Genomic DNA, 17,777 nt, shown 5'->3' with positions numbered 1-17,777 from the left:
CCGGCCTCCCCTGCCCGCGGCCTCAGCCCGCTGCGATCATCTCGGCCTGGCGCACGATCACCTCGGCCTGCTTGATCGAGGCGATATCGACCAGCCGGCCCTTGTAGACGGTCGCGCCCGCCCCTTCGGCCTTGGCCTTCTCCATGGCCGCGAGGATCTCGCGCGCCTCGCCCACCGCCGCCTCGGAGGGCGTGAAGACCTCGTTGGCCAGCGCCACCTGCCTGGGATGGATCGCCCATTTGCCGACCATGCCCAGCGTCGCCGAACGCAGCGCCTGGGCACGGAACCCTTCCTCGTCCGAGAAATCGCCGAACGGGCCGTCGACCGGCAGCACGCCATGGGTCCGGCAGGCCGCGACGATCGCGGTCTGGGCCCAGTGCCACGGATCCGACCAGTATTTCGCGCCCTCGCGGATCATGTAGTAATTCTCCTGGGTGCCGCCGATCCCGGTGGTCTGCATCCCCATCGAGGCCGCGAAATCGGCCGCGCCGAGGCTCATCGCCTGCAGCCGCGGGCTGGCCGCCGCGATCTCCTCGACATGGGCAATGCCGGCAGCCGATTCGATGATCACCTCGAAGCCCAGCGGCTTGCTCCGCCCCGTCGCGCGCTCGACCGCCGTCACCAGCGCATCGACCGCATAGAGATCGGCACCGCAACCCACTTTCGGGATCATGATCAGGTCGAGCCGGTCGGAGGCCTGTTCCAGCAGCTCCACCACGTCGCGATACCAGTAGGGCGTGTCGAGCCCGTTGATCCGCACGCTCAGCGTCTTGTTGCCCCAGTCGATATCGCCGATGGCCTGGATCACATTGGACCGCGCGCTAGACTTGTCGTCGGGCGCGACCGAATCCTCGAGATCGAGATTGATCACGTCCGCCGCACTGGCCGCCATCTTCTCGAAGATCGCAGGGCGCGAGCCCGGGCCGAACAACTGGCAGCGATTCGGACGCGAGACGGGCGTGGGCTGGATGCGAAAGCTCATGGTCGTACCCCTTCGGCAAGGATATGTCGTATCATTCTTAAAAACTGATAGAATGTTGCGTTATATTGCGCAAGCCATTTCGCTGCGCCGCAGCACGCCCGGCGTCCCCGATGGCACCGCAGCGCAACATTCGTCGACACCTTCGGCAATTCACCGGATAATCTTCGCAAGATTGCCCATAACGCGCGATATATCGGCAATTTTTGCTACGTCCCGGTGATATTTTCGCGCAAGCAATCAAGGAAACGCCACGATGATCGAAACCCCCTATCTTCTCTTTCTCGGCGACGCCCCCGACTCTCTGGCGGCCAAGGTGGCCCAGGGCATCCGTGACTGGCGCCCGGAAAATGCCGTCGGCCAGTACCGGATGGAAGGCTGCAAGGCCGACCTGAAACTCCCCGATCTCGACCTCGCCGAAGCGAAGGCCAGGGGGGCCAAGACGCTGGTCGTCGGCGTCGCCAACCGTGGCGGCGTGATCTCGCCCGCCTGGAAGAAGGTCCTGGTCGCGGCTCTCGAAGAGGGCTTCGATCTCGCGTCGGGGCTGCATAACCTGCTCCGCAACGAGCCCGACCTTGCCGGCGTCGCCGAGGCCACCGGCCGCACCCTGCATGATGTGCGCATCCCGACCGTCGCCTACCCGATCGCCAACGGCAAGAAACGCTCGGGCAAGCGCTGCCTCGCGGTCGGCACCGACTGCTCGGTCGGCAAGATGTACACCGCGCTGGCGATGGACCGCGAGATGAAGGCGCGCGGGCTGAAATCCTCCTTCCGCGCCACCGGCCAGACCGGCATCCTGATCACCGGCGAGGGCGTGCCGCTCGACGCCGTGATAGCCGATTTCATGGCCGGGGCCATCGAATGGCTGACGCCCGACAATGATGACGATCACTGGGACATGATCGAGGGTCAGGGCAGCCTGTTCCACGTCTCCTATTCCGGCGTGACCATGGCGCTGATCCATGGCGGCCAGCCCGATGCGCTGATCCTCAGCCACGAACCGACCCGGACCCATATGCGCGGCCTGCCGGATTACCAGCTGCCGAGCCTCGAAGCACTGCGCGACACCGCGCTGGGTCTTGCCCGCGTCGCCAATCCCGGGGCCGAGGTGGTCGGCGTCTCTGTGAACACTGCCGCCATGGGCGAGGACGAGGCGCTGAGCTGCCTCGAAGGCATCGAGAAACGCATGGGGCTGCCGACGGTCGACCCGTTCCGGCAGGGTGCGGGCCGTCTCGTCGATGCGCTCGACGCGATCTGAGGCGGAGGCATGCAGATTTCCCTCACCCCCGAGAGCTTCCGCCTGAAGGAGGCCTTCACCATCTCGCGCGGCTCGCGCACCGAGGCGCGCGTGCTGACCGTGCGCGTCACCTCGGGCGGCGCCACCGGCTGGGGCGAATGCGTGCCCTATGCCCGCTATGGCGAGACGCTCGACAGCGTCACCGCCCAGATCGAGGCCCTGCCGCCCTCGCTGACCCGCGGCAGGCTGCAGGAGCTGCTGCCGCCCGGGGCCGCGCGCAATGCCGTCGATTGCGCACTCTGGGATCTCGAGGCCAAGCAGGCCCGCGCCCGGGTCTGGGATCTGGCGGGCCTGCCCGCGCCGGGCCCCGAGATCACCGCCTTCACGCTGTCGCTCGACACCCCCGGGAACATGCGCGCGGCGGCGGCCAGGAATGCCCACCGGCCGCTTCTGAAGATCAAGCTCGGCACCGATGCCGACATGCCCCGGCTGGAAGCGGTGCGCGCGGGCGCGCCGAAGGCCAGGATCATCGTCGATGCGAACGAGGGCTGGACCGCCGAGGTCTATGCCGATCTCGCACCGCATCTGGTGCGGCTGGGCGTGGCGCTGGTCGAACAGCCCCTGCCCGCCGGTCAGGACGACATGCTGGCCGAGATCGCGCGGCCGCTGCCGGTCTGCGCCGATGAAAGCTGCCATGATCGCGCCAGCCTGCCCGCCCTGAAGGGCAAGTACGATCTGGTGAACATCAAGCTCGACAAGACCGGCGGGCTGACCGAGGCGCTGGCGCTGAAGCAGCAGGCCCTGGCCGAGGGCTATGGCCTCATGGTCGGCTGCATGGTCGGCTCGAGCCTCGCCATGGCGCCCGCGGTGCTGCTGGCGCAGGGCGCGGCGGTGACGGATCTTGACGGGCCGCTGCTTCTGGCCGAAGACCGCCCCGAGCCCCTCTGCTTCGACGAGGCGGGCGTGCATGCCCCCGCCGCCGCGCTCTGGGGATAGGCCCCGATTGCCGGGTCGCGGCGCCCTGCGCCGCACCCGCCTCCCTGGAAAAAGGACCCCGCGATGACCCGAACCGTCTATGTGAACGGCGACTACCTGCCCGAGACCGAAGCCCGCGTCTCGATCTTCGACCGCGGCTTTCTGTTCGCCGATGGCGTCTATGAGGTCGCGAGCGTGGTCGACGGCAAGCTTCTCGACTTCCATGCCCATGCCGCGCGGCTGCAGCGCTCGCTGGCCGAGCTAGAGCTGCGGTCGCCCGTCGACATGGACGAGCTGCTGGAGATCCACCGCGAGCTGATCGTGCGGAACGGCGTCGATCAGGGCATGGTCTACATGCAGATCACCCGGGGCGCGCCCGACGACCGCGACTTCCACTTCCCCGATCCGGAAAAGGTCGCGCCGAGCCTCGTGATGTTCACCCAGTCGAAACAGATCGTCGAAAGCAAGACCGCCGAGACCGGCATCAAGGTGATCTCGATCGACGACCTGCGCTGGGCGCGGCGCGACATCAAGACGGTGCAGCTTCTGTACGCGTCGATGGCGAAGATGGCCGCCGAGAAGGCCGGGGCCGACGATGCCTGGATGGTCGAGGACGGCTTCGTCACCGAGGGCAGCTCGAACAACGCCTATATCGTGAAGAACGGCAAGATCATCACCCGCCAGCTCGGCACCGAGATCCTGCCCGGCATCACCCGCGCCGCGGTGCTGAAATTCGCAGCCGAGGCACAGATGGTAATCGAGGAACGCGCCTTCACCATCGAGGAAGCCAAGCAGGCCGACGAAGCCTTCTTCACCTCGGCTTCGGCCTTCGTGATGCCTGTGGTGTCGATCGACGGGGTCAGCCTCGGCGACGGCCTGCCGGGCCCGGTCTCGCGCCGGCTGCGCGAGATCTATCTCGAAGAGGCGATGAAGACCGCGATCTGAGGCGACGCCCGGACGATCCATCATGCCGGCCCGGGCCCTCCGCCCGGGCCTTTTCCTTGCCGGGGGCCTTGCCGGGATCCCTGACAGGCGGGCCCTAGCCCGAGAGCGGCTTGCCCAGCTCGACCCAGATCGGCCGGTGATCGCTCGGCCGCTGGGTCCGGGCGGTGCCCGTCCCGTCCAGTTCTGCCTCATAGGCGTCATGCGCGATCCCGGCCGCGCGCACCCGGGGCACAAGCCCGGGCGAGATCGCGAAATGATCCAGCAGCAAGGGCCGGTCGGGCACCTCGTCGACGAAGTCGTCGAACCGCGCGGTGAAGAGTGCCGCGGGCGGCACATGGGCCAGCAGCGGGTGGTGAAAGATCAGCCCCGGCATGAAGGTCGAGCCCAGCACGATATCGGCCACGTTATGCGTGAGATAGCTGCGCTCGAAGAAATCCGTCCCGGGCCCGTCATTCCAGTCGCCGGTGACGAGGATCCGCACCTCCGGATCCTCGGCGACCAGGGCATCGAGATAGGCGCGCAGTCGGAAGCCCTCGGCCGAAATGCGCCGCCGGGCCAGCAATGCCGCCACCACGAATTCCTGCCGCCGCGCCGGATCGCGCCAGAGCGCCGCGCCGCCATGGACATATTTCGACTTGGTATGCAGCACCACGACCCGGACCGGCGCGCCGCCCACCGGGTCGATATCGACCACCAGCGGCAGCCGGGTGAACTCGTAGCCCTCCAGCAGCATGTCGCCATTGACATCGGCCGCCCAGGGCTCGCTCAGCGCCCGCGTCGCCACATCGGTCGCGCGCTCGATGGCGCGCACCAGCCCGTCGCGGCGGCGCAGCACGTAAAGCTTCTGCGCGCCCCCGTCCGACCCGATCAGCGCCTCATAGCGCGGCCCGTCAGCGTCGGACAGAAACTCTTCGAGAAACAGCGCCATCTCGGCCTCGGCGCTGGGGCCTTCCTGCAGACAGAGCAGGTCGGGTGCCAGCGCGTCGATCACGGCGGCAGCCTTCCGGGCGCAAGTCCGCGCCTCGTCGGGCGAAAGCTCGCCCGAGCCCCAGCGCGGCCGGGCATTGCCGGAAAACCACCTGTTCATCCATTCGAGATTCCAGTCGACGATCTTCATGCCCGCCTCCCCCTGCGGCCGATGACCCGGGGGAAGTCTAGCACAGCTGCGCGACGCGCGGGTGATGCGATCAGAACCGCTCGAGCAGGCGCCTTAGATAATCGAGCTCGAGATCGGGGCGGTTCTGCTCGCCCGAGCGGCGGCGGATCTCGTCCAGCAGATCGCGGGCCCGACGGTAGACATCCTCGCCCTGCAGCAGGCTGTCCTCTGTTCCGAGCTGCCCGGTCGAGCCCGGCGCCCGTCCCAGCGGATCGCGGCGCTCGCCGCCCGCATCGGCCCGGCCCATGCCCTGTCCGTCCGTTCCGTCGCGCTGGCGGTTCTGCGCCAGCGCCTCGCCCAGATTGCGCATGCCCTCGCGCAGCGCCTCCATCGCCTCGGCCTGATCGTTGAGCGCCCCGGCCAGGTCATCGTCGCGCAGCGACCGCTCGGCCTTGTCCATCGCGCGGCCTGCCCGATCCAGCGCCTCGCGCGTGCCCTCGCTCTGGGGCGAGGCGCCAAGCCCGGGCAGGTTCTGCCGCTGACGCTCCAGCTCGCGGCGCAGCGCCTCCTGACGCTCGGCCAGGCCCTGCTGCCCGCCCCGATCGCCCTGGCCCGGACCGGCCCCGTCACCGGCCCCGTCCTGTTCGCGCTGGCCCTCTCCGCGCTGGCCCTGTCCGCCCTCGCCCTGCCCTTGCTGGCCGGGGTTGAACTGTTCCTGCAGGTCGCGGAAGGCATCGTCGGACAGACCCTGCTGGTCGCGAAGCGTCTCGGCCAGCCCTTCCATCGCCTGCTGGCCCGGATTGTCCCCGCCCGGGCCCTGGGTGACCTGCATGTTCTCCATCATCTGCTGGAGCATCTGCAGAAGCTGCTGGGCCTCCGCCATACGGCCCTCTTCCATCAGCTGCTGCAACCGGTCGAGCATCTGTTGAAGCTGATCGCCGGTGATCTCCTGCGTCTCGCCATTCTGCGCCTGCTGCTGACCGTTCTCCTGCTGCTGTTCGGCAAGCTGGCGCATGTAATCCCGCGTCGCCTCGCGCAGTTCGTCCATGAGCTGGGCGATCTCGGCATCGCTGGCCCCGTTCCGCATCGCCTCGGCCAGCCGCTCCTGCGCCCGGCGCAGCCGCTCGGCAGCATCCGAAAGATCGCCATCCTCGATCAGGACCGCGATATCCCACAGCGCCCCGGCCAGCTCGGTCTGGGCTTCGGGCGGCAGCGCGGCGGCCGCTCTCTCGAGCCTGCGGATCGCGACCCGCAATTGCAGATAGGCGCGTTCGCTGCGGAAGATCTGCTCGGGCCGGTAACTGATGGCGCGCAGGATCTGCGCCACCTCGGGCGCGTTCGAGCGCGCCCAGAGCAGCGCCTGGCGCTGTTCGACGATGGCACGGGCGAGCGGGTCGAAAAAGCGCCGGCCCGGCAGAACCATCTCGGCAGGCGCCGAGACCCCGCGCTGGCCCAGCGCATCCTCGACGGCCAGCTCCACCCGCACCGGCAACCCGGCCCAGGGATGTTGCGACAGGTTCTCGACAAGGGTTTCCGTGAATTGCCGCCGGTCGCCCGAAATCGGCATCGGCAGGTCAAGCACCAGCGGCGCGCGCGGATCGGGCTCGGCGGCAAGGCCATAGCGACGGGAGACCCGGTCCGGATCGAGCGTGATCCTGGCCTCGCCCGCCGTCACGCCGTAATCGTCGCTGGCCGAGAAGGGCTGCCGCATCTCACCATCGGCCGTCACCTCCATCTCGCCGGTCAGCCGCACCTCGGGCCGGATATCGGGGCTGAGAACGATCTGCCAGGACCGCCCGCCATTGCCGTCGATCCCGACCTGCCCATCGCGGATCACCTCGAAGCTCTGGGCCATGGCATCGGTCCCGGCGGGCACCGCGGCCTCGCCCTCGGCGCCGGGTTCCCGGCCCGAGACCGTCTCTGTCACGTCCAGCGCCCCGACCTTCCCGTAGAGCCGCAACGTGACGCGGCTGCCCTGCGGCACAGCCAGCCGGGTCTCGGCAATGTCGTTGAGATAGATCGCGGGCCTTGCGGTATAGGCCGGAGGCTCGATCCAGCCCTCCCAGCTCGGGCCCGAGGCCAGCGCCGGGCCGCCCCTGCCCAGATCGGCCACGCTCGCCACGCGCAGGAAGGACCCGAAGATCAGCGCGACGGCGAAAGCGATCAGCGCGACATGGCGCAGCCCATAGGGATCGCGCGAGGACAGGCGCAGATCGGGGGCCACCGCGCGCGCGGCCCGCGCCCGCGCCGACATGCGGGTGACATGGGCGCGCCAGACCGCCTCGGAGGCCGGATCGCCCGCGCCGATGGCCTGGATGTCGGAAAGTGCCGAGATCGGCCGACCGGGCAGGCTTCGGTCGAGCCGGTCGAGCGCCTCGGCCCGTCCGGGGCGGCGGAAGCCGCGCAGCCCGTAGGCCAGAGCGCCCAGTAGAGCCGCCAGCAGCGCCCCGCCAATCGCGACAGCCGCGGCCTGGGACAGCAGGTCATGGGCGCCGAAGGCCAGCGCCGCCACCACCATCAGCACGAGGCTCGCCAGCGGCCAGAAGGCCCGGCACAGACGCTCGGCCAGAAGGCCCGCCCAGGTCAGGCGCAGCGGCCAGCGAAGCTCGGCGAGCGTGTCGTCGGGGCGCGGCGTGCTGTCGGTCATGCTCCCATCCGGCGGCGGACCCGGGCGGGGTGCCGGGTCACAACCATTCCGGGATGGTATCGCGGTTTATGATCTCGTCAAAGGAGGGCCGCTGGCGAATGACGGCGAAGTGATCTCCGCTGACCAGCACCTCGGGCACCAGGGGCCGGGTGTTGTATTCCGACGCCATCACCGCGCCGTAGGCCCCGGCCGAGCGGAAGGCGACCAGATCGCCCTCGGCCATCGGCGGCAGATCGCGCGCCTTGGCGAAGGTGTCGCCGGTCTCGCAGACCGGGCCGACGACATCATGGGGGGCATAACCGATCCCGGCGGCGGGTTCGTTCAGCGGCACGATGTCGTGCCAGGCGCCATACATCGAGGGCCGGACCAGATCGTTCATCGCCGCATCGAGGATCAGGAAGGTCCGCCCCTCGCCCTCTTTCACATAGATCACCCGGCTGACCAGAACGCCCGCATTCCCGGCGATGAGCCGCCCGGGCTCGATCTCGATCTCGACATCGAGATCGCCCAGCACGCGCCTGACCATGGCGCCGTATTCGACCGGCAGCGGCGGCGCGGCATTCGAGCGCTCATAGGGAATGCCGAGCCCCCCGCCCAGATCGAGCCGGCGGATGTCGTGGCCGTCGGCGCGCAGCAGCTTCGTCAGCTCTGCGACCTTGCCATAGGCCAGCTCGAAGGGGTCAAGCTCGGTCAGCTGGCTGCCGATATGGACGTCGATGCCCAGCACATCGAGCCCCGGCATCGCGGCGGCACGGGCATAGACCTCGCGGGCGCGGGCGATGGGAATGCCGAACTTGTTCTCGGACTTGCCGGTCGCGATCTTCTCATGGGTCTTCGCGTCGACATCGGGGTTCACCCGGACGGCGATGGGCGCGACCAGCCCCATCGCGCGCGCGACCTCGTCGAGCGCCGCCATCTCGGGCTCGGATTCGACGTTGAACTGGCGGATGCCGCCCTCGAGCGCAAGGCGCATCTCCTCGCGGGTCTTGCCGACGCCGGAAAAGACGATTCTCTCGCCCGGCACGCCCGCCGCGCGCGCCTTGCGGTACTCGCCCCCCGACACGACGTCGATGCCCGCACCGAGATCGCCCATCAGCTTGAGCACCGCGAGGTTCGAATTGGCCTTCATCGCGTAGCAGACCAGATGGTCGGTGCCCGCCAGAGCCTCGTCGAAGAGACGGAAATGCCGGGTCAGCGTGGCCACGGAATAGCAGTAGAAGGGCGTGCCGACAGCGGCCGCGATCTCGCTCAGCGGCACGTCCTCGGCATGAAGCGCACCGTCCCGGTACAGGAAATGGTCCATTCGGGTCTCCGGAGGGGCTCAGACGGCCTGCGAGGGCCGCGAGCGCAGGAAGATGTAAAGCGGCAGGGCGCAGGACAGGCCGATGCCGAAGGTCAGGGGGATGCAGACCAGCCCCAGCGCGTCGCGGCGCCGGGCGCTGTCGATCAGGATCCAGAGCGTCAGCGCGATGGCGCTGATGGTCAGATCCCAGGTCAGGCCGGTCGCGCTGTCATTGACATACCAGGCGTCGATCATCCCGCCCCAGTCCCAGTCATTGGCGATGATCCAGCGCATGAAATAGAACATCGGGTGGATCGCCCCCCAGATCGCAAGGGCAAGGAAGAGATAGCGCAGGTATTTCATGGCCGGTTGCCCCTGACGACGCCCATTTCGGCGGTTCCGCTGACCGACAGGCCCGGTTCCGAAGGCGCTGGCTGGGGCCGTTCGGGCTTGCCCTCGATACCGCAACCGCCCAGCGCAACCAAAAGCGTCAGGGCACAGGCCGCAAGGCCGCCCCGCCGCAAGATCCGATCAGAAGCCAAGTCCCAGTCCTCCCCTACCAAGGATCACCCGCACCGGGGCGCCGCGCGGGCGAAGCCCGACCGAGGCGCCATCGGTGCCCACCCTAACAGCCGTGGTGCCGGTGTCCACGACCCGGGCCGAGGCCCGGGCCCCATTCGGCCCGGCCCCGACCGCGACAGGGCCGGCCGAGACCGCGCCGCTGACATCGCCCTGGTTCGACACCGCGACCCCGCCATGCGGCCGGGCGCAGGCCGACAGCGCCAGAAGCGCAAGGCCCGCGGCGAATGTCGCGCCGCGTCTCATCCCAGCCGCTCCTTCCAGCGGGCGATCTGGGCCCGGACCTGATCGGGCGCGGTGCCGCCATAGCTCATCCGGCTCGCCACCGAATTATGCACGCCCAGCACACCGAACACGTCCTCGCGGATGCCCTCATGCACCGACTGCATGTCGGCGAGCGAGAGATCGGGCAGATCGCAGCCCTTCTTCTCGGCCATGGCGACCAGCGTGCCGGTGACGTGATGGGCCTCGCGGAAGGGCAGGCCCAGCTCCCGCACCAGCCAGTCCGCAAGATCGGTCGCGGTCGAGAAGCCGCTGGCGGCAGCCGCCTCCAGCGCGGGCCGGTTCGCGGTCATGTCGCGCACCATGCCCTCCATCGCAGCGAGCGCCAGCATCAGGTTGTCGGCCGCATCGAAGACCTGTTCCTTGTCCTCCTGCATGTCCTTGGAATAGGCCAAGGGCAGCCCCTTCATCACCGTCATCAGCGCGACATTGGCGCCGAAGATCCGGCCGATCTTGGCCCGGATCAGCTCGGCCGCATCGGGGTTCTTCTTCTGCGGCATGATCGAGGAACCGGTCGAGAACCGGTCCGACAATGCAACGAAACGGAACTGCGCCGAGGACCAGATCACCAGCTCTTCGGCGAAGCGCGACAGATGCATCGCGCAGATCGAGGCGTGGCCGAGGAATTCCAGCGCGAAGTCACGGTCCGAGACCGCATCGAGCGAATTGGCCATCGGCCGGGCAAAGCCCAGCGCCTTTGCGGTCATGTGCCGGTCGATGGGGAAGGAGGTGCCGGCCAGCGCCGCGGCCCCCAGCGGGCTTTCATTCATCCGCTCGCGCGCATCGGTGAAGCGCGACATATCGCGGGAGAACATCTCGACATAGGCCATCATGTGATGGCCCCAGGTCACCGGCTGGGCGGTCTGCAGATGGGTGAAGCCCGGCATCACCCAGTCCGCCCCCGCCTCGGCCTGGGCCAGAAGCGCCCGGATCAGCCGCCCGATCCCGTCGATCGCCGCGTCGGCCTGGTCGCGCACCCAAAGCCGGAAATCGGTCGCGACCTGGTCGTTGCGCGAGCGCGCGGTATGCAGCCGCCCGGCAGGTTCGCCGACGATCTCCTTCAGCCGCGCCTCGACATTCATGTGGATGTCTTCAAGCGCCGTCGAAAAGGCGAAGCTGCCGCCCTCGATCTCTGACAAGACCGTGAGCAGGCCTTCCCGGATCGTCTCGGCATCCGTAACGGTGAGGATACCGGTTTCCGCCAGCATGGCGGCATGAGCGCGCGAGCCCGCGATATCCTGAGGCGCAAGGCGCTTGTCGAACGAGATCGAGGCATTTATCGCCTCCATGATCGCGTCCGGCCCGGCAGCGAAACGCCCGCCCCACATGGCGTTGGAACGGTTCTGGGTCTGGTCTTTTGTCATCGGCTGGCCCCCTTCGGAGGGAAACATGATCTTAAGGTCGCTCGTCCTCTACATCGCCCTCGGGCTCTGTGCAAACGCGGCTCCTGCCGCCGACCTCGCCACGCTCGAGGCGATGCGCGAGGGCAGCATGAAGAAACTGGTGCTCCACAGCGAACCGCAGGCCCTGCCCGAGGCCGTGCTGCTGGACGAGACCGATGCCGAGCGCAGCCTCGGCGAATATCGCGGCCGCTGGGTGGTGCTGAATTTCTGGGGCACCTGGTGCCCGCCCTGCCTGGCCGAGATGCCGACGCTCGACAGCCTCGCCGCGAGCATGGGCGGCGAACGGTTCGCCGTCGTCACCGTGGCCACCGGACGCAACCCGCCGCAGGCCATCGACCGGTTTTTCGAAGACAAGCAGATCGCCCATCTGCCGAAATGGCGCGACCGCTCGTCCGGGCTTGCGCGGCAGATGGGAATCATCGGCCTGCCGGTGACTGTGATCCTCGACCCCGAGGGCCGCGAGATCGGCCGCCTGATGGGCGAGGCCGACTGGAACAGCCCCGGGACGAAGGCGCTGCTGGGACGCCTGATCGAGGGGTCGTGAACGCTCATCCCAGTGCGGCCACCTCGGCATGGCGCGGGCAGCTAACCATATGGTCGTTGACCATGCCCACCGCCTGCATGAAGGCATAGGCGATGGTCGGGCCGCAGAACTTGAACCCGTCCGCCTTCAGCGCCTTCGACATCGCCTGCGAGCGCGGCGTCTGCACCGGCACCTCGGCCATGCTGGCAAAGCTGTTCTGCAAGGGCGCGCCATCGACGAAGCGCCACAGATAGTCCGTAAACCCCTCGCGCGCCTCGATCTCGCACCAGGCCCGGGCATTGCCGATGGTCGCCTCGATCTTGCCGCGATGCCGCACGATCCCCGGATCGGCCAGCAGCCGCGCCACATCGGCCTCGCCCCAGCCCGCGATCGCCTCCGGATCGAAGCCCGCGAAAGCGGCGCGGAACCCCTCGCGCTTGCGCAGGATGGTCAGCCAGGACAGCCCGGCCTGGAAACCGTCGAGAATCAGCTTCTCGAACAGCGCGCGCGAGTCGTATTCGGGAACGCCCCATTCCGTGTCATGATACGTCACGTAAATCGGCTCGCTGCCGCACCAACTACACCGCTCGGCCATAAAGTTTCCCTTTTTTTGTCGCACCTTGGCTCTTGAGTTCCAGCTTAGCTCAAATTGGAACCAAAAGCGAACCTTCACCTGTCCTTAACCGCTCTTGCGCCATCACATCCAGGAGCGAAGCGGAGGACTGGAATGCCCGACGACAGTCACGACAAAGACGTCGCCACCACCGACGAAGCAGGCGATCCGCCTGCCGCAGCACAGTCCGACCGCGACCGGAACGTCCTTGAGATGGTCCGGGATGCGCTTGAGAGGCGCGATGTGGTGCTGGCCTTCCAGCCGGTCGTCCAGAACATGGAAAATGGCAAGATTGCGTTCTATGAGGGGCTGATCCGCATCCTCGACCGCAGCGGCCGGACCATCCCGGCGGCGGAATTCATCGAGACGGTCGAAGCCACCGAACTCGGCCGGCGAATCGACTGTCTCGCGCTCGAGATGGGGCTGGCCGCGCTGCGCGACTGCCCCGATCTCAGACTGGCGATCAACATGTCGGCCCGCTCGATCGGTTATCCGCCCTGGACCCGGACCCTCAGCCGCGGCATCGAGGCCGACCCCACCCTGGCCGAACGGCTGATCCTGGAAATCACCGAAAGCTCGGCCATGGCGACACCCGATCTCGTCATCCTTTTCATGCGCGAGCTGCAGGCCAAGGGCATCGCCTTCGCGCTGGACGATTTCGGGACCGGCTATACCGCGATCCGCTACCTGCGCGACTTCTATTTCGACATCCTCAAGATCGACGGCCAGTTCATCTGCGGTATCGCCGACGATCCCGACAACCAGGTGCTGACCTCGGCGCTCATCGCCATCGCCCGGCATTTCGACATGTTCACCGTGGCCGAGAATGTCGAAACCGCGCGCGATGCCGCCTGGCTCGCCGCCGCCGGCATCGACTGCATGCAGGGCTATGCCTTCGGCGCGCCGACCCTGATCCCGCCATGGCGCGCGCAGGCCGAACGGCGTACCGCCTGAGGCGCGGATCTACGCTGTCGGCCCGCCGCTGATGCTGCGGCGCGGCGCCACGCCGAAACCCGCCTGTCCGCGGCATTCCGCGCGTCGGCGGGGGTGCAAGTCCGTATCTCCATCCCCTATAGTCGCCCCGTCAGGCATTCAGGGGAGAAGGACCTATCCATGACCAATGTCGTCATCGTTTCCGCCGCCCGGACCGCGGTCGGCAGCTTCAACGGCGCATTCGCGACCGTTCCGGCTCATGAACTCGGCCGGACGATGCTCGAAGCGCTCGTCGCGCGCGCGGGCATCGACAAAGCCGACATCTCGGAGACCATTCTCGGCCAGGTGCTGACAGCGGGTCAGGGTCAGAACCCGGCCCGTCAGGCCCATATCAATGCCGGCTTCCCGGTCGAATCCGCCGCCTGGTCGATCAACCAGGTCTGTGGTTCGGGCCTGCGCTCGGTCGCGCTGGCCGCGCAGCATATCCAGCTGGGCGACGCTGCCATCATCGCCGCCGGCGGGCAGGAGAACATGACGCTCAGCCCCCATGTCGCGCATCTGCGCGCGGGTCACAAGATGGGCGACGTCAAGTTCATCGACTCGATGATCCGGGACGGGCTCTGGGATGCCTTCAACGGCTATCACATGGGCCAGACCGCCGAGAACGTGGCGGAACAATGGCAGATCAGCCGCGAGATGCAGGACGAATTCGCCCTGGCGAGCCAGAACAAGGCCGAAGCGGCGCAGAAAGACGGCAAGTTCGCCGACGAGATCGTGCCGGTGACGGTCAAGGGCCGCAAGGGCGACACCATCGTCGAAGCCGACGAATATATCCGCCACGGCGCCACGCTCGAATCGATGCAGAAGCTGCGTCCGGCCTTCGCCAAGGACGGCTCGGTCACCGCGGGCAATGCGAGCGGCATCAATGACGGCGCCGCGGGTGTGCTCTTGATGTCGGCTGACGAGGCCGAGAGGCGCGGGCTCGAGCCGCTGGCGCGGATCGCCTCCTACGCCACCGCCGGGCTCGATCCGTCGATCATGGGTACGGGCCCGATCCCGGCCTCGCGCAAGGCGCTGGAAAAGGCCGGCTGGAAGGTCGGGGATCTCGACCTCGTCGAAGCCAACGAGGCCTTCGCCGCCCAGGCCTGCGCCGTCAACAAGGACATGGGTTGGGATCCGGCCATCGTCAACGTGAACGGCGGCGCGATCGCCATCGGCCACCCGATCGGCGCCTCGGGCGCGCGCATCCTCAACACCCTGCTCTTCGAGATGAAGCGCCGGGACGCCAAGAAGGGCCTTGCCACCCTTTGCATCGGCGGCGGCATGGGCGTTGCCATGTGCCTGGAACGCGCCTGATCGCGGCGAAACGACAATGGGCGCGCAATATTCTTGCGCGCCTTATCCCAATTGCGTAACGAGATTGTCAGAAACGCATTTCTATCTGGAGGAAACATGGCACGAGTTGCACTGGTCACCGGCGGCACGCGCGGCATCGGCGAAGCCATCAGCAAGGCCCTGAAAGCAGCGGGTTATACCGTGGCAGCCACCTATGGCGGCAATGACGAGGCGGCGAAGAAATTCACCGACGAGACCGGCATTTCGACCTATAAATGGTCGGTCGCCGATTACGAGGCCTCGAAAGCGGGCCTGGCGAAGGTCGAAGCGGATCTGGGGCCGATCGACGTGGTCGTCGCCAATGCCGGCATCACCCGCGACGCCCCCTTCCACAAGATGACGCCCACGCAATGGCAGGAGGTGATCGACACCAACCTGACCGGCGTCTTCAACACCGTTCACCCGATCTGGCCCGGCATGCGCGAGCGTAAGTTCGGCCGCGTCATCGTGATCAGCTCGATCAACGGCCAGAAGGGGCAGTTCGGTCAGGTGAACTATGCTGCAACCAAGGCGGGCGATCTCGGCATCGTCAAGTCGCTGGCCCAGGAAGGCGCGCGGTTCGGCATCACCGCCAACGCGATCTGCCCGGGCTATATCGCAACCGAGATGGTGATGGCGGTGCCCGAAAAGGTGCGCGAGGCGATCATCTCGCAGATCCCCACGGGCCGGCTGGGCGAGCCCGAGGAAATCGCACGCTGCGTGGCCTTCCTCGCCTCCGATGACGCGACCTTCATCAACGGCTCGACCATCTCGGCCAACGGCGCGCAATTCTTCGCCTGAGCCCGATACTTGGTTTCACGATCCGGGGCGGCTCCTGACGGGCCGCCCCTTGCCGTTGCAGGGCCCGCTGTCGCGGGCGCGCTGCGCGCCGGGTATTTGTCCCAAGAAGAAAACCCGGCCTGCCTTCTTCTTGGCGGAAATACCCATGACGCAACGTCCGAAAGGGTTTCCGCAGACTGGTCAGCGCACCCCGGCCCGGATAAGCCTCGTTGCATGACCCGCCGCCGCGCCACCGCCACCGGATTCGTCGCCGTCCTGCTCTGGGCGCTGCTTGCGCTTTTCACCGTCGGGTCTGCCCCGGTGCCGCCGCTGCAGCTCAACGCGCTCTGCTTTGCCATCGGCGGTACACTCGGACTGATCTGGGTGCTCGCCCGGGGCGAAGCGGCGCTCTTGCGGCGGATTTCCTGGAAGGTCTATGCCTTCGGCACGGCAGGGCTTTTCGGCTATCACGCGCTTTACTTCTCGGCGCTGCGGCTGGCACCTGCGGCCGAGGCCGGGCTCATCGCCTATCTCTGGCCCTTGCTTATCGTGCTGATGTCGGGGCTTCTGCCCGGCGAGCGGCTGCGTCCGAGCCATGTTCTGGGCGCGCTTGCCGCCTTTGCGGGGGCCGCGCTGATCGTGGCGCGGGGTGCCGTGACCGGATTCGAGGCCGCAGCGCTGCCCGGCTATGGGCTTGCATTGCTGTGCGCGCTGACCTGGTCGAGCTATTCGGTGCTGTCGCGCCGACTTGGCACCGTCCCGACCGCCAGCGTCGCCATCTTCTGCCTGGCGACGGCGGCACTGTCATGGCCGCTGCACCTGGCATTCGAGGAAACCGTCTGGCCCGACAGGGCCCAAAACTGGCTCAGCATCGCGGCGCTTGGTCTCGGGCCGGTCGGGCTTGCCTTCTATGTCTGGGATATCGGGGTCAAGCGCGGAGATATCCAGCTTCTGGGCGTGGCCAGCTATGCCGCTCCGCTCTTGTCCACGCTGGTCCTTGTCGGCGCCGGCGTCGCGTCCCCGACACCCACGCTTTTCTCGGCGGCCCTGCTGATCACCGGCGGCGCGGCCCTGGCCGCGCGCGCCAGCCGTCGGGCGGCCGATCAGGCCTGAGACAGGCGTTCGATCTGTTCCTTCAGCTTGAGTTTCTGCTTCTTGAGTTCGGCGACCTGAATGGTGTCGGCGGCCGGGGTCTGCTGGGCCCGTTCGACCTCATCCGAGAGAGCTTTGTGTTTCCTGCGGAGTTCCTGCAGATGCGAACTCAGAGTCATGGCCGATGCTCCTCTCTAGCTGTCATGAAACATTTTCAGTCCAGCACGAATCCCGAGTCGTGTCACCTCCTTGAAAAAAAACAGTTCGTGCATAACCGGCGACGTCATCCAGGCCAGGACAATGCCTTGCCGTTGCGCAGAATGTCCGTCACTTCCGCCGTATAGCTGTCGCCATCCTCGAGATGCGCAATCCCCGCATGCAAGACGAGCGGAGGATGCAGCCGGAACGGTCCCTGCCGCCCTTTCCGGCCCGCAAGCAGAACCAGCTTGGCCGCGCGGCCGGGCCTTGGCGCCAGCGGCAAGATCTCGATCGCGCCCAGGGCGCTCGCGGCCGCGCAAAGCAGCTCGGGAAGACGCTCTGTACGCTGGATCGCGGTCAGGCGGCCGCCGGGCCGGAGCCGCCGCGCCGCAACCGCGACCCAATCGGCCAGCGGCGTCGCCTCGCCCATCGCGGTCTCGCGGCCCGGATCGGGCGCCGCACTGCCGCAATCACGCCGGAAATAGGGTGGGTTCATGATCAGGTGATCGTAGCTTCTGGCCTTCACCCCGGGCGGCAAGGCGCTCAGATCGGCGGTGACGACCTCCAGCGGCAGCCCCGTCTCGGCGGCGTTGCGCCCGGCAAGCGCCGCATAGGCCGGTTGCAGTTCCACCCCGGTCAGCGCCAGCCCCGGCACCCGCGCGGCCAGGCACAGGCTCGCTACGCCGGCGCCGCAGCCCAGTTCAAGGACGCTCTGCCCCGCCCGGGCACGGGTGGCCGCAGCCAGCAGGACCGCGTCGATCCCGGCGCGATAGCCCTCGACCGGCTGCCAGAGCGCCAGCCGCCCGCCCAGGAACCCGTCCCGGCGCAACGCCGTCATC

General features: G+C 67.7%; 18 protein-coding genes. 8 read left to right on the top strand and 10 right to left on the bottom strand.

All coding sequences use genetic code 11. The annotated features are described in order from the left end of the window. Window positions 1-22: 22 nt before the first annotated feature. A complete protein-coding gene (locus tag ACK8CO_RS16750; protein WP_414897375.1) occupies window positions 23-982 on the bottom strand; it encodes an L-malyl-CoA/beta-methylmalyl-CoA lyase in 960 nt (319 codons plus the stop codon). Window positions 983-1,235: 253 nt separating this feature from the next. Between ACK8CO_RS16750 and dgcN the strand changes: the two genes are divergently transcribed. The 3 genes from dgcN to ACK8CO_RS16735 all read left to right on the top strand — a co-directional run bounded on the left by dgcN (window position 1,236) and on the right by ACK8CO_RS16735 (window position 4,136). Beyond that, the gene (gene dgcN / locus ACK8CO_RS16745; protein ID WP_414897374.1) at window positions 1,236-2,237 is read left to right on the top strand and encodes an N-acetyltransferase DgcN; all 1,002 of its coding nucleotides are present in this window, start codon (window positions 1,236-1,238) and stop codon (window positions 2,235-2,237) included. Between the two features lie 9 nt (window positions 2,238-2,246). Further along, window positions 2,247-3,212: an N-acetyl-D-Glu racemase DgcA gene (gene dgcA / locus ACK8CO_RS16740; protein WP_414897373.1), complete on the top strand. Its 966-nt coding sequence runs from the start codon at window positions 2,247-2,249 to the stop codon at window positions 3,210-3,212. Between the two features lie 63 nt (window positions 3,213-3,275). Beyond that, on the top strand, window positions 3,276-4,136 hold the full coding sequence (locus ACK8CO_RS16735; protein WP_414897372.1) for a D-amino-acid transaminase: 861 nt from the start codon (window positions 3,276-3,278) through the stop codon (window positions 4,134-4,136). Between the two features lie 94 nt (window positions 4,137-4,230). On the opposite strand, the gene ACK8CO_RS16730 is transcribed toward ACK8CO_RS16735, so the two are convergent. The 6 genes from ACK8CO_RS16730 to argH all read right to left on the bottom strand — a co-directional run bounded on the left by ACK8CO_RS16730 (window position 4,231) and on the right by argH (window position 11,386). Further along, a complete protein-coding gene (locus tag ACK8CO_RS16730) occupies window positions 4,231-5,253 on the bottom strand; it encodes an endonuclease/exonuclease/phosphatase family protein (protein WP_414897371.1) in 1,023 nt (340 codons plus the stop codon). A gap of 70 nt (window positions 5,254-5,323) precedes the next feature. After that, the gene (locus ACK8CO_RS16725) at window positions 5,324-7,879 is read right to left on the bottom strand and encodes a TIGR02302 family protein (RefSeq protein WP_414897370.1); all 2,556 of its coding nucleotides are present in this window, start codon (window positions 7,877-7,879) and stop codon (window positions 5,324-5,326) included. Window positions 7,880-7,916: 37 nt separating this feature from the next. After that, window positions 7,917-9,182 carry a diaminopimelate decarboxylase gene (lysA, locus tag ACK8CO_RS16720; protein WP_080616808.1) on the bottom strand — a complete coding sequence of 422 codons (1,266 nt, stop codon included), beginning with the start codon at window positions 9,180-9,182 and terminating at the stop codon, window positions 7,917-7,919. Between the two features lie 18 nt (window positions 9,183-9,200). Continuing rightward, window positions 9,201-9,524: a DUF2834 domain-containing protein gene (locus ACK8CO_RS16715; protein ID WP_080616809.1), complete on the bottom strand. Its 324-nt coding sequence runs from the start codon at window positions 9,522-9,524 to the stop codon at window positions 9,201-9,203. 168 nt (window positions 9,525-9,692) lie between these two features. After that, on the bottom strand, window positions 9,693-9,986 hold the full coding sequence (locus ACK8CO_RS16710) for a hypothetical protein (protein ID WP_414897369.1): 294 nt from the start codon (window positions 9,984-9,986) through the stop codon (window positions 9,693-9,695). Then, window positions 9,983-11,386 (bottom strand): argininosuccinate lyase, encoded by a 1,404-nt coding sequence (gene argH / locus ACK8CO_RS16705; RefSeq protein WP_231119102.1) that lies wholly within the window; start codon window positions 11,384-11,386, stop codon window positions 9,983-9,985. Before argH ends, ACK8CO_RS16710 begins: the two co-directional genes overlap by 4 nt. Before the next feature lie 28 nt (window positions 11,387-11,414). Here argH and ACK8CO_RS16700 point away from each other — a divergent pair, with 28 nt between their 5' ends. Further along, window positions 11,415-11,969 carry a TlpA family protein disulfide reductase gene (locus ACK8CO_RS16700; protein WP_414899037.1) on the top strand — a complete coding sequence of 185 codons (555 nt, stop codon included), beginning with the start codon at window positions 11,415-11,417 and terminating at the stop codon, window positions 11,967-11,969. A gap of 4 nt (window positions 11,970-11,973) precedes the next feature. Here the strand turns inward: ACK8CO_RS16700 and ACK8CO_RS16695 are convergent, their stop codons facing one another. Beyond that, window positions 11,974-12,543, bottom strand: coding sequence for a DNA-3-methyladenine glycosylase I (locus ACK8CO_RS16695; RefSeq protein ID WP_414897368.1), 570 nt, complete (start codon window positions 12,541-12,543; stop codon window positions 11,974-11,976). A 132-nt stretch (window positions 12,544-12,675) separates the two neighbouring features. Here ACK8CO_RS16695 and ACK8CO_RS16690 point away from each other — a divergent pair, with 132 nt between their 5' ends. From ACK8CO_RS16690 to ACK8CO_RS16675, 4 genes are all read left to right on the top strand, one after another. Continuing rightward, on the top strand, window positions 12,676-13,515 hold the full coding sequence (locus ACK8CO_RS16690) for an EAL domain-containing protein (protein WP_080616813.1): 840 nt from the start codon (window positions 12,676-12,678) through the stop codon (window positions 13,513-13,515). Window positions 13,516-13,674: 159 nt separating this feature from the next. Continuing rightward, a complete protein-coding gene (locus ACK8CO_RS16685; RefSeq protein ID WP_080616814.1) occupies window positions 13,675-14,850 on the top strand; it encodes an acetyl-CoA C-acetyltransferase in 1,176 nt (391 codons plus the stop codon). A 96-nt stretch (window positions 14,851-14,946) separates the two neighbouring features. Beyond that, the gene (gene phbB, locus ACK8CO_RS16680) at window positions 14,947-15,669 is read left to right on the top strand and encodes an acetoacetyl-CoA reductase (RefSeq protein WP_080616815.1); all 723 of its coding nucleotides are present in this window, start codon (window positions 14,947-14,949) and stop codon (window positions 15,667-15,669) included. Window positions 15,670-15,882: 213 nt separating this feature from the next. Next, window positions 15,883-16,761 carry a DMT family transporter gene (locus ACK8CO_RS16675; protein ID WP_414897367.1) on the top strand — a complete coding sequence of 293 codons (879 nt, stop codon included), beginning with the start codon at window positions 15,883-15,885 and terminating at the stop codon, window positions 16,759-16,761. On the opposite strand, the gene ACK8CO_RS16670 is transcribed toward ACK8CO_RS16675, so the two are convergent. Together ACK8CO_RS16670 and ACK8CO_RS16665 are read right to left on the bottom strand one after the other, a co-directional pair. After that, the gene (locus ACK8CO_RS16670) at window positions 16,752-16,919 is read right to left on the bottom strand and encodes a DUF465 domain-containing protein (RefSeq protein WP_080616817.1); all 168 of its coding nucleotides are present in this window, start codon (window positions 16,917-16,919) and stop codon (window positions 16,752-16,754) included. The genes ACK8CO_RS16675 and ACK8CO_RS16670 overlap by 10 nt on opposite strands. 104 nt (window positions 16,920-17,023) lie before the next feature. After that, a complete protein-coding gene (locus ACK8CO_RS16665; protein WP_414897366.1) occupies window positions 17,024-17,776 on the bottom strand; it encodes a tRNA1(Val) (adenine(37)-N6)-methyltransferase in 753 nt (250 codons plus the stop codon). Between the last annotated feature and the right edge of the window lies 1 nt (window position 17,777).

Origin of the sequence: Rhodovulum sp. HP10, assembly GCF_047553435.1 — a bacterium.
In the GTDB taxonomy this organism is placed as follows: Bacteria; Pseudomonadota; Alphaproteobacteria; order Rhodobacterales; family Rhodobacteraceae; genus Rhodovulum.
The sequence above is the reverse complement of the archived record's forward strand: the minus strand, read 5'-3'. Positions and strand labels throughout refer to the sequence as shown.

Excerpts from the sequence above, each read along its gene's own strand:
- lysA (WP_080616808.1), bottom strand. The coding sequence starts at position 9,182 with ATGGACCATTTCCTGTACCGGGACGGTGCGCTTCATGCCGAGGACGTG.
- ACK8CO_RS16710 (WP_414897369.1), bottom strand. The coding sequence starts at position 9,986 with ATGAGACGCGGCGCGACATTCGCCGCGGGCCTTGCGCTTCTGGCGCTG.
- ACK8CO_RS16690 (WP_080616813.1), top strand. The coding sequence starts at position 12,676 with ATGCCCGACGACAGTCACGACAAAGACGTCGCCACCACCGACGAAGCA.
- ACK8CO_RS16725 (WP_414897370.1), bottom strand. The coding sequence starts at position 7,879 with ATGACCGACAGCACGCCGCGCCCCGACGACACGCTCGCCGAGCTTCGC.
- ACK8CO_RS16685 (WP_080616814.1), top strand. The coding sequence starts at position 13,675 with ATGACCAATGTCGTCATCGTTTCCGCCGCCCGGACCGCGGTCGGCAGC.
- argH (WP_231119102.1), bottom strand. The coding sequence starts at position 11,386 with ATGACAAAAGACCAGACCCAGAACCGTTCCAACGCCATGTGGGGCGGG.
- ACK8CO_RS16670 (WP_080616817.1), bottom strand. The coding sequence starts at position 16,919 with ATGACTCTGAGTTCGCATCTGCAGGAACTCCGCAGGAAACACAAAGCT.
- ACK8CO_RS16750 (WP_414897375.1), bottom strand. The coding sequence starts at position 982 with ATGAGCTTTCGCATCCAGCCCACGCCCGTCTCGCGTCCGAATCGCTGC.
- ACK8CO_RS16675 (WP_414897367.1), top strand. The coding sequence starts at position 15,883 with ATGACCCGCCGCCGCGCCACCGCCACCGGATTCGTCGCCGTCCTGCTC.
- phbB (WP_080616815.1), top strand. The coding sequence starts at position 14,947 with ATGGCACGAGTTGCACTGGTCACCGGCGGCACGCGCGGCATCGGCGAA.
- ACK8CO_RS16735 (WP_414897372.1), top strand. The coding sequence starts at position 3,276 with ATGACCCGAACCGTCTATGTGAACGGCGACTACCTGCCCGAGACCGAA.
- ACK8CO_RS16695 (WP_414897368.1), bottom strand. The coding sequence starts at position 12,543 with ATGGCCGAGCGGTGTAGTTGGTGCGGCAGCGAGCCGATTTACGTGACG.
- dgcA (WP_414897373.1), top strand. The coding sequence starts at position 2,247 with ATGCAGATTTCCCTCACCCCCGAGAGCTTCCGCCTGAAGGAGGCCTTC.
- ACK8CO_RS16665 (WP_414897366.1), bottom strand. The coding sequence starts at position 17,776 with ATGACGGCGTTGCGCCGGGACGGGTTCCTGGGCGGGCGGCTGGCGCTC.
- ACK8CO_RS16730 (WP_414897371.1), bottom strand. The coding sequence starts at position 5,253 with ATGAAGATCGTCGACTGGAATCTCGAATGGATGAACAGGTGGTTTTCC.
- dgcN (WP_414897374.1), top strand. The coding sequence starts at position 1,236 with ATGATCGAAACCCCCTATCTTCTCTTTCTCGGCGACGCCCCCGACTCT.
- ACK8CO_RS16715 (WP_080616809.1), bottom strand. The coding sequence starts at position 9,524 with ATGAAATACCTGCGCTATCTCTTCCTTGCCCTTGCGATCTGGGGGGCG.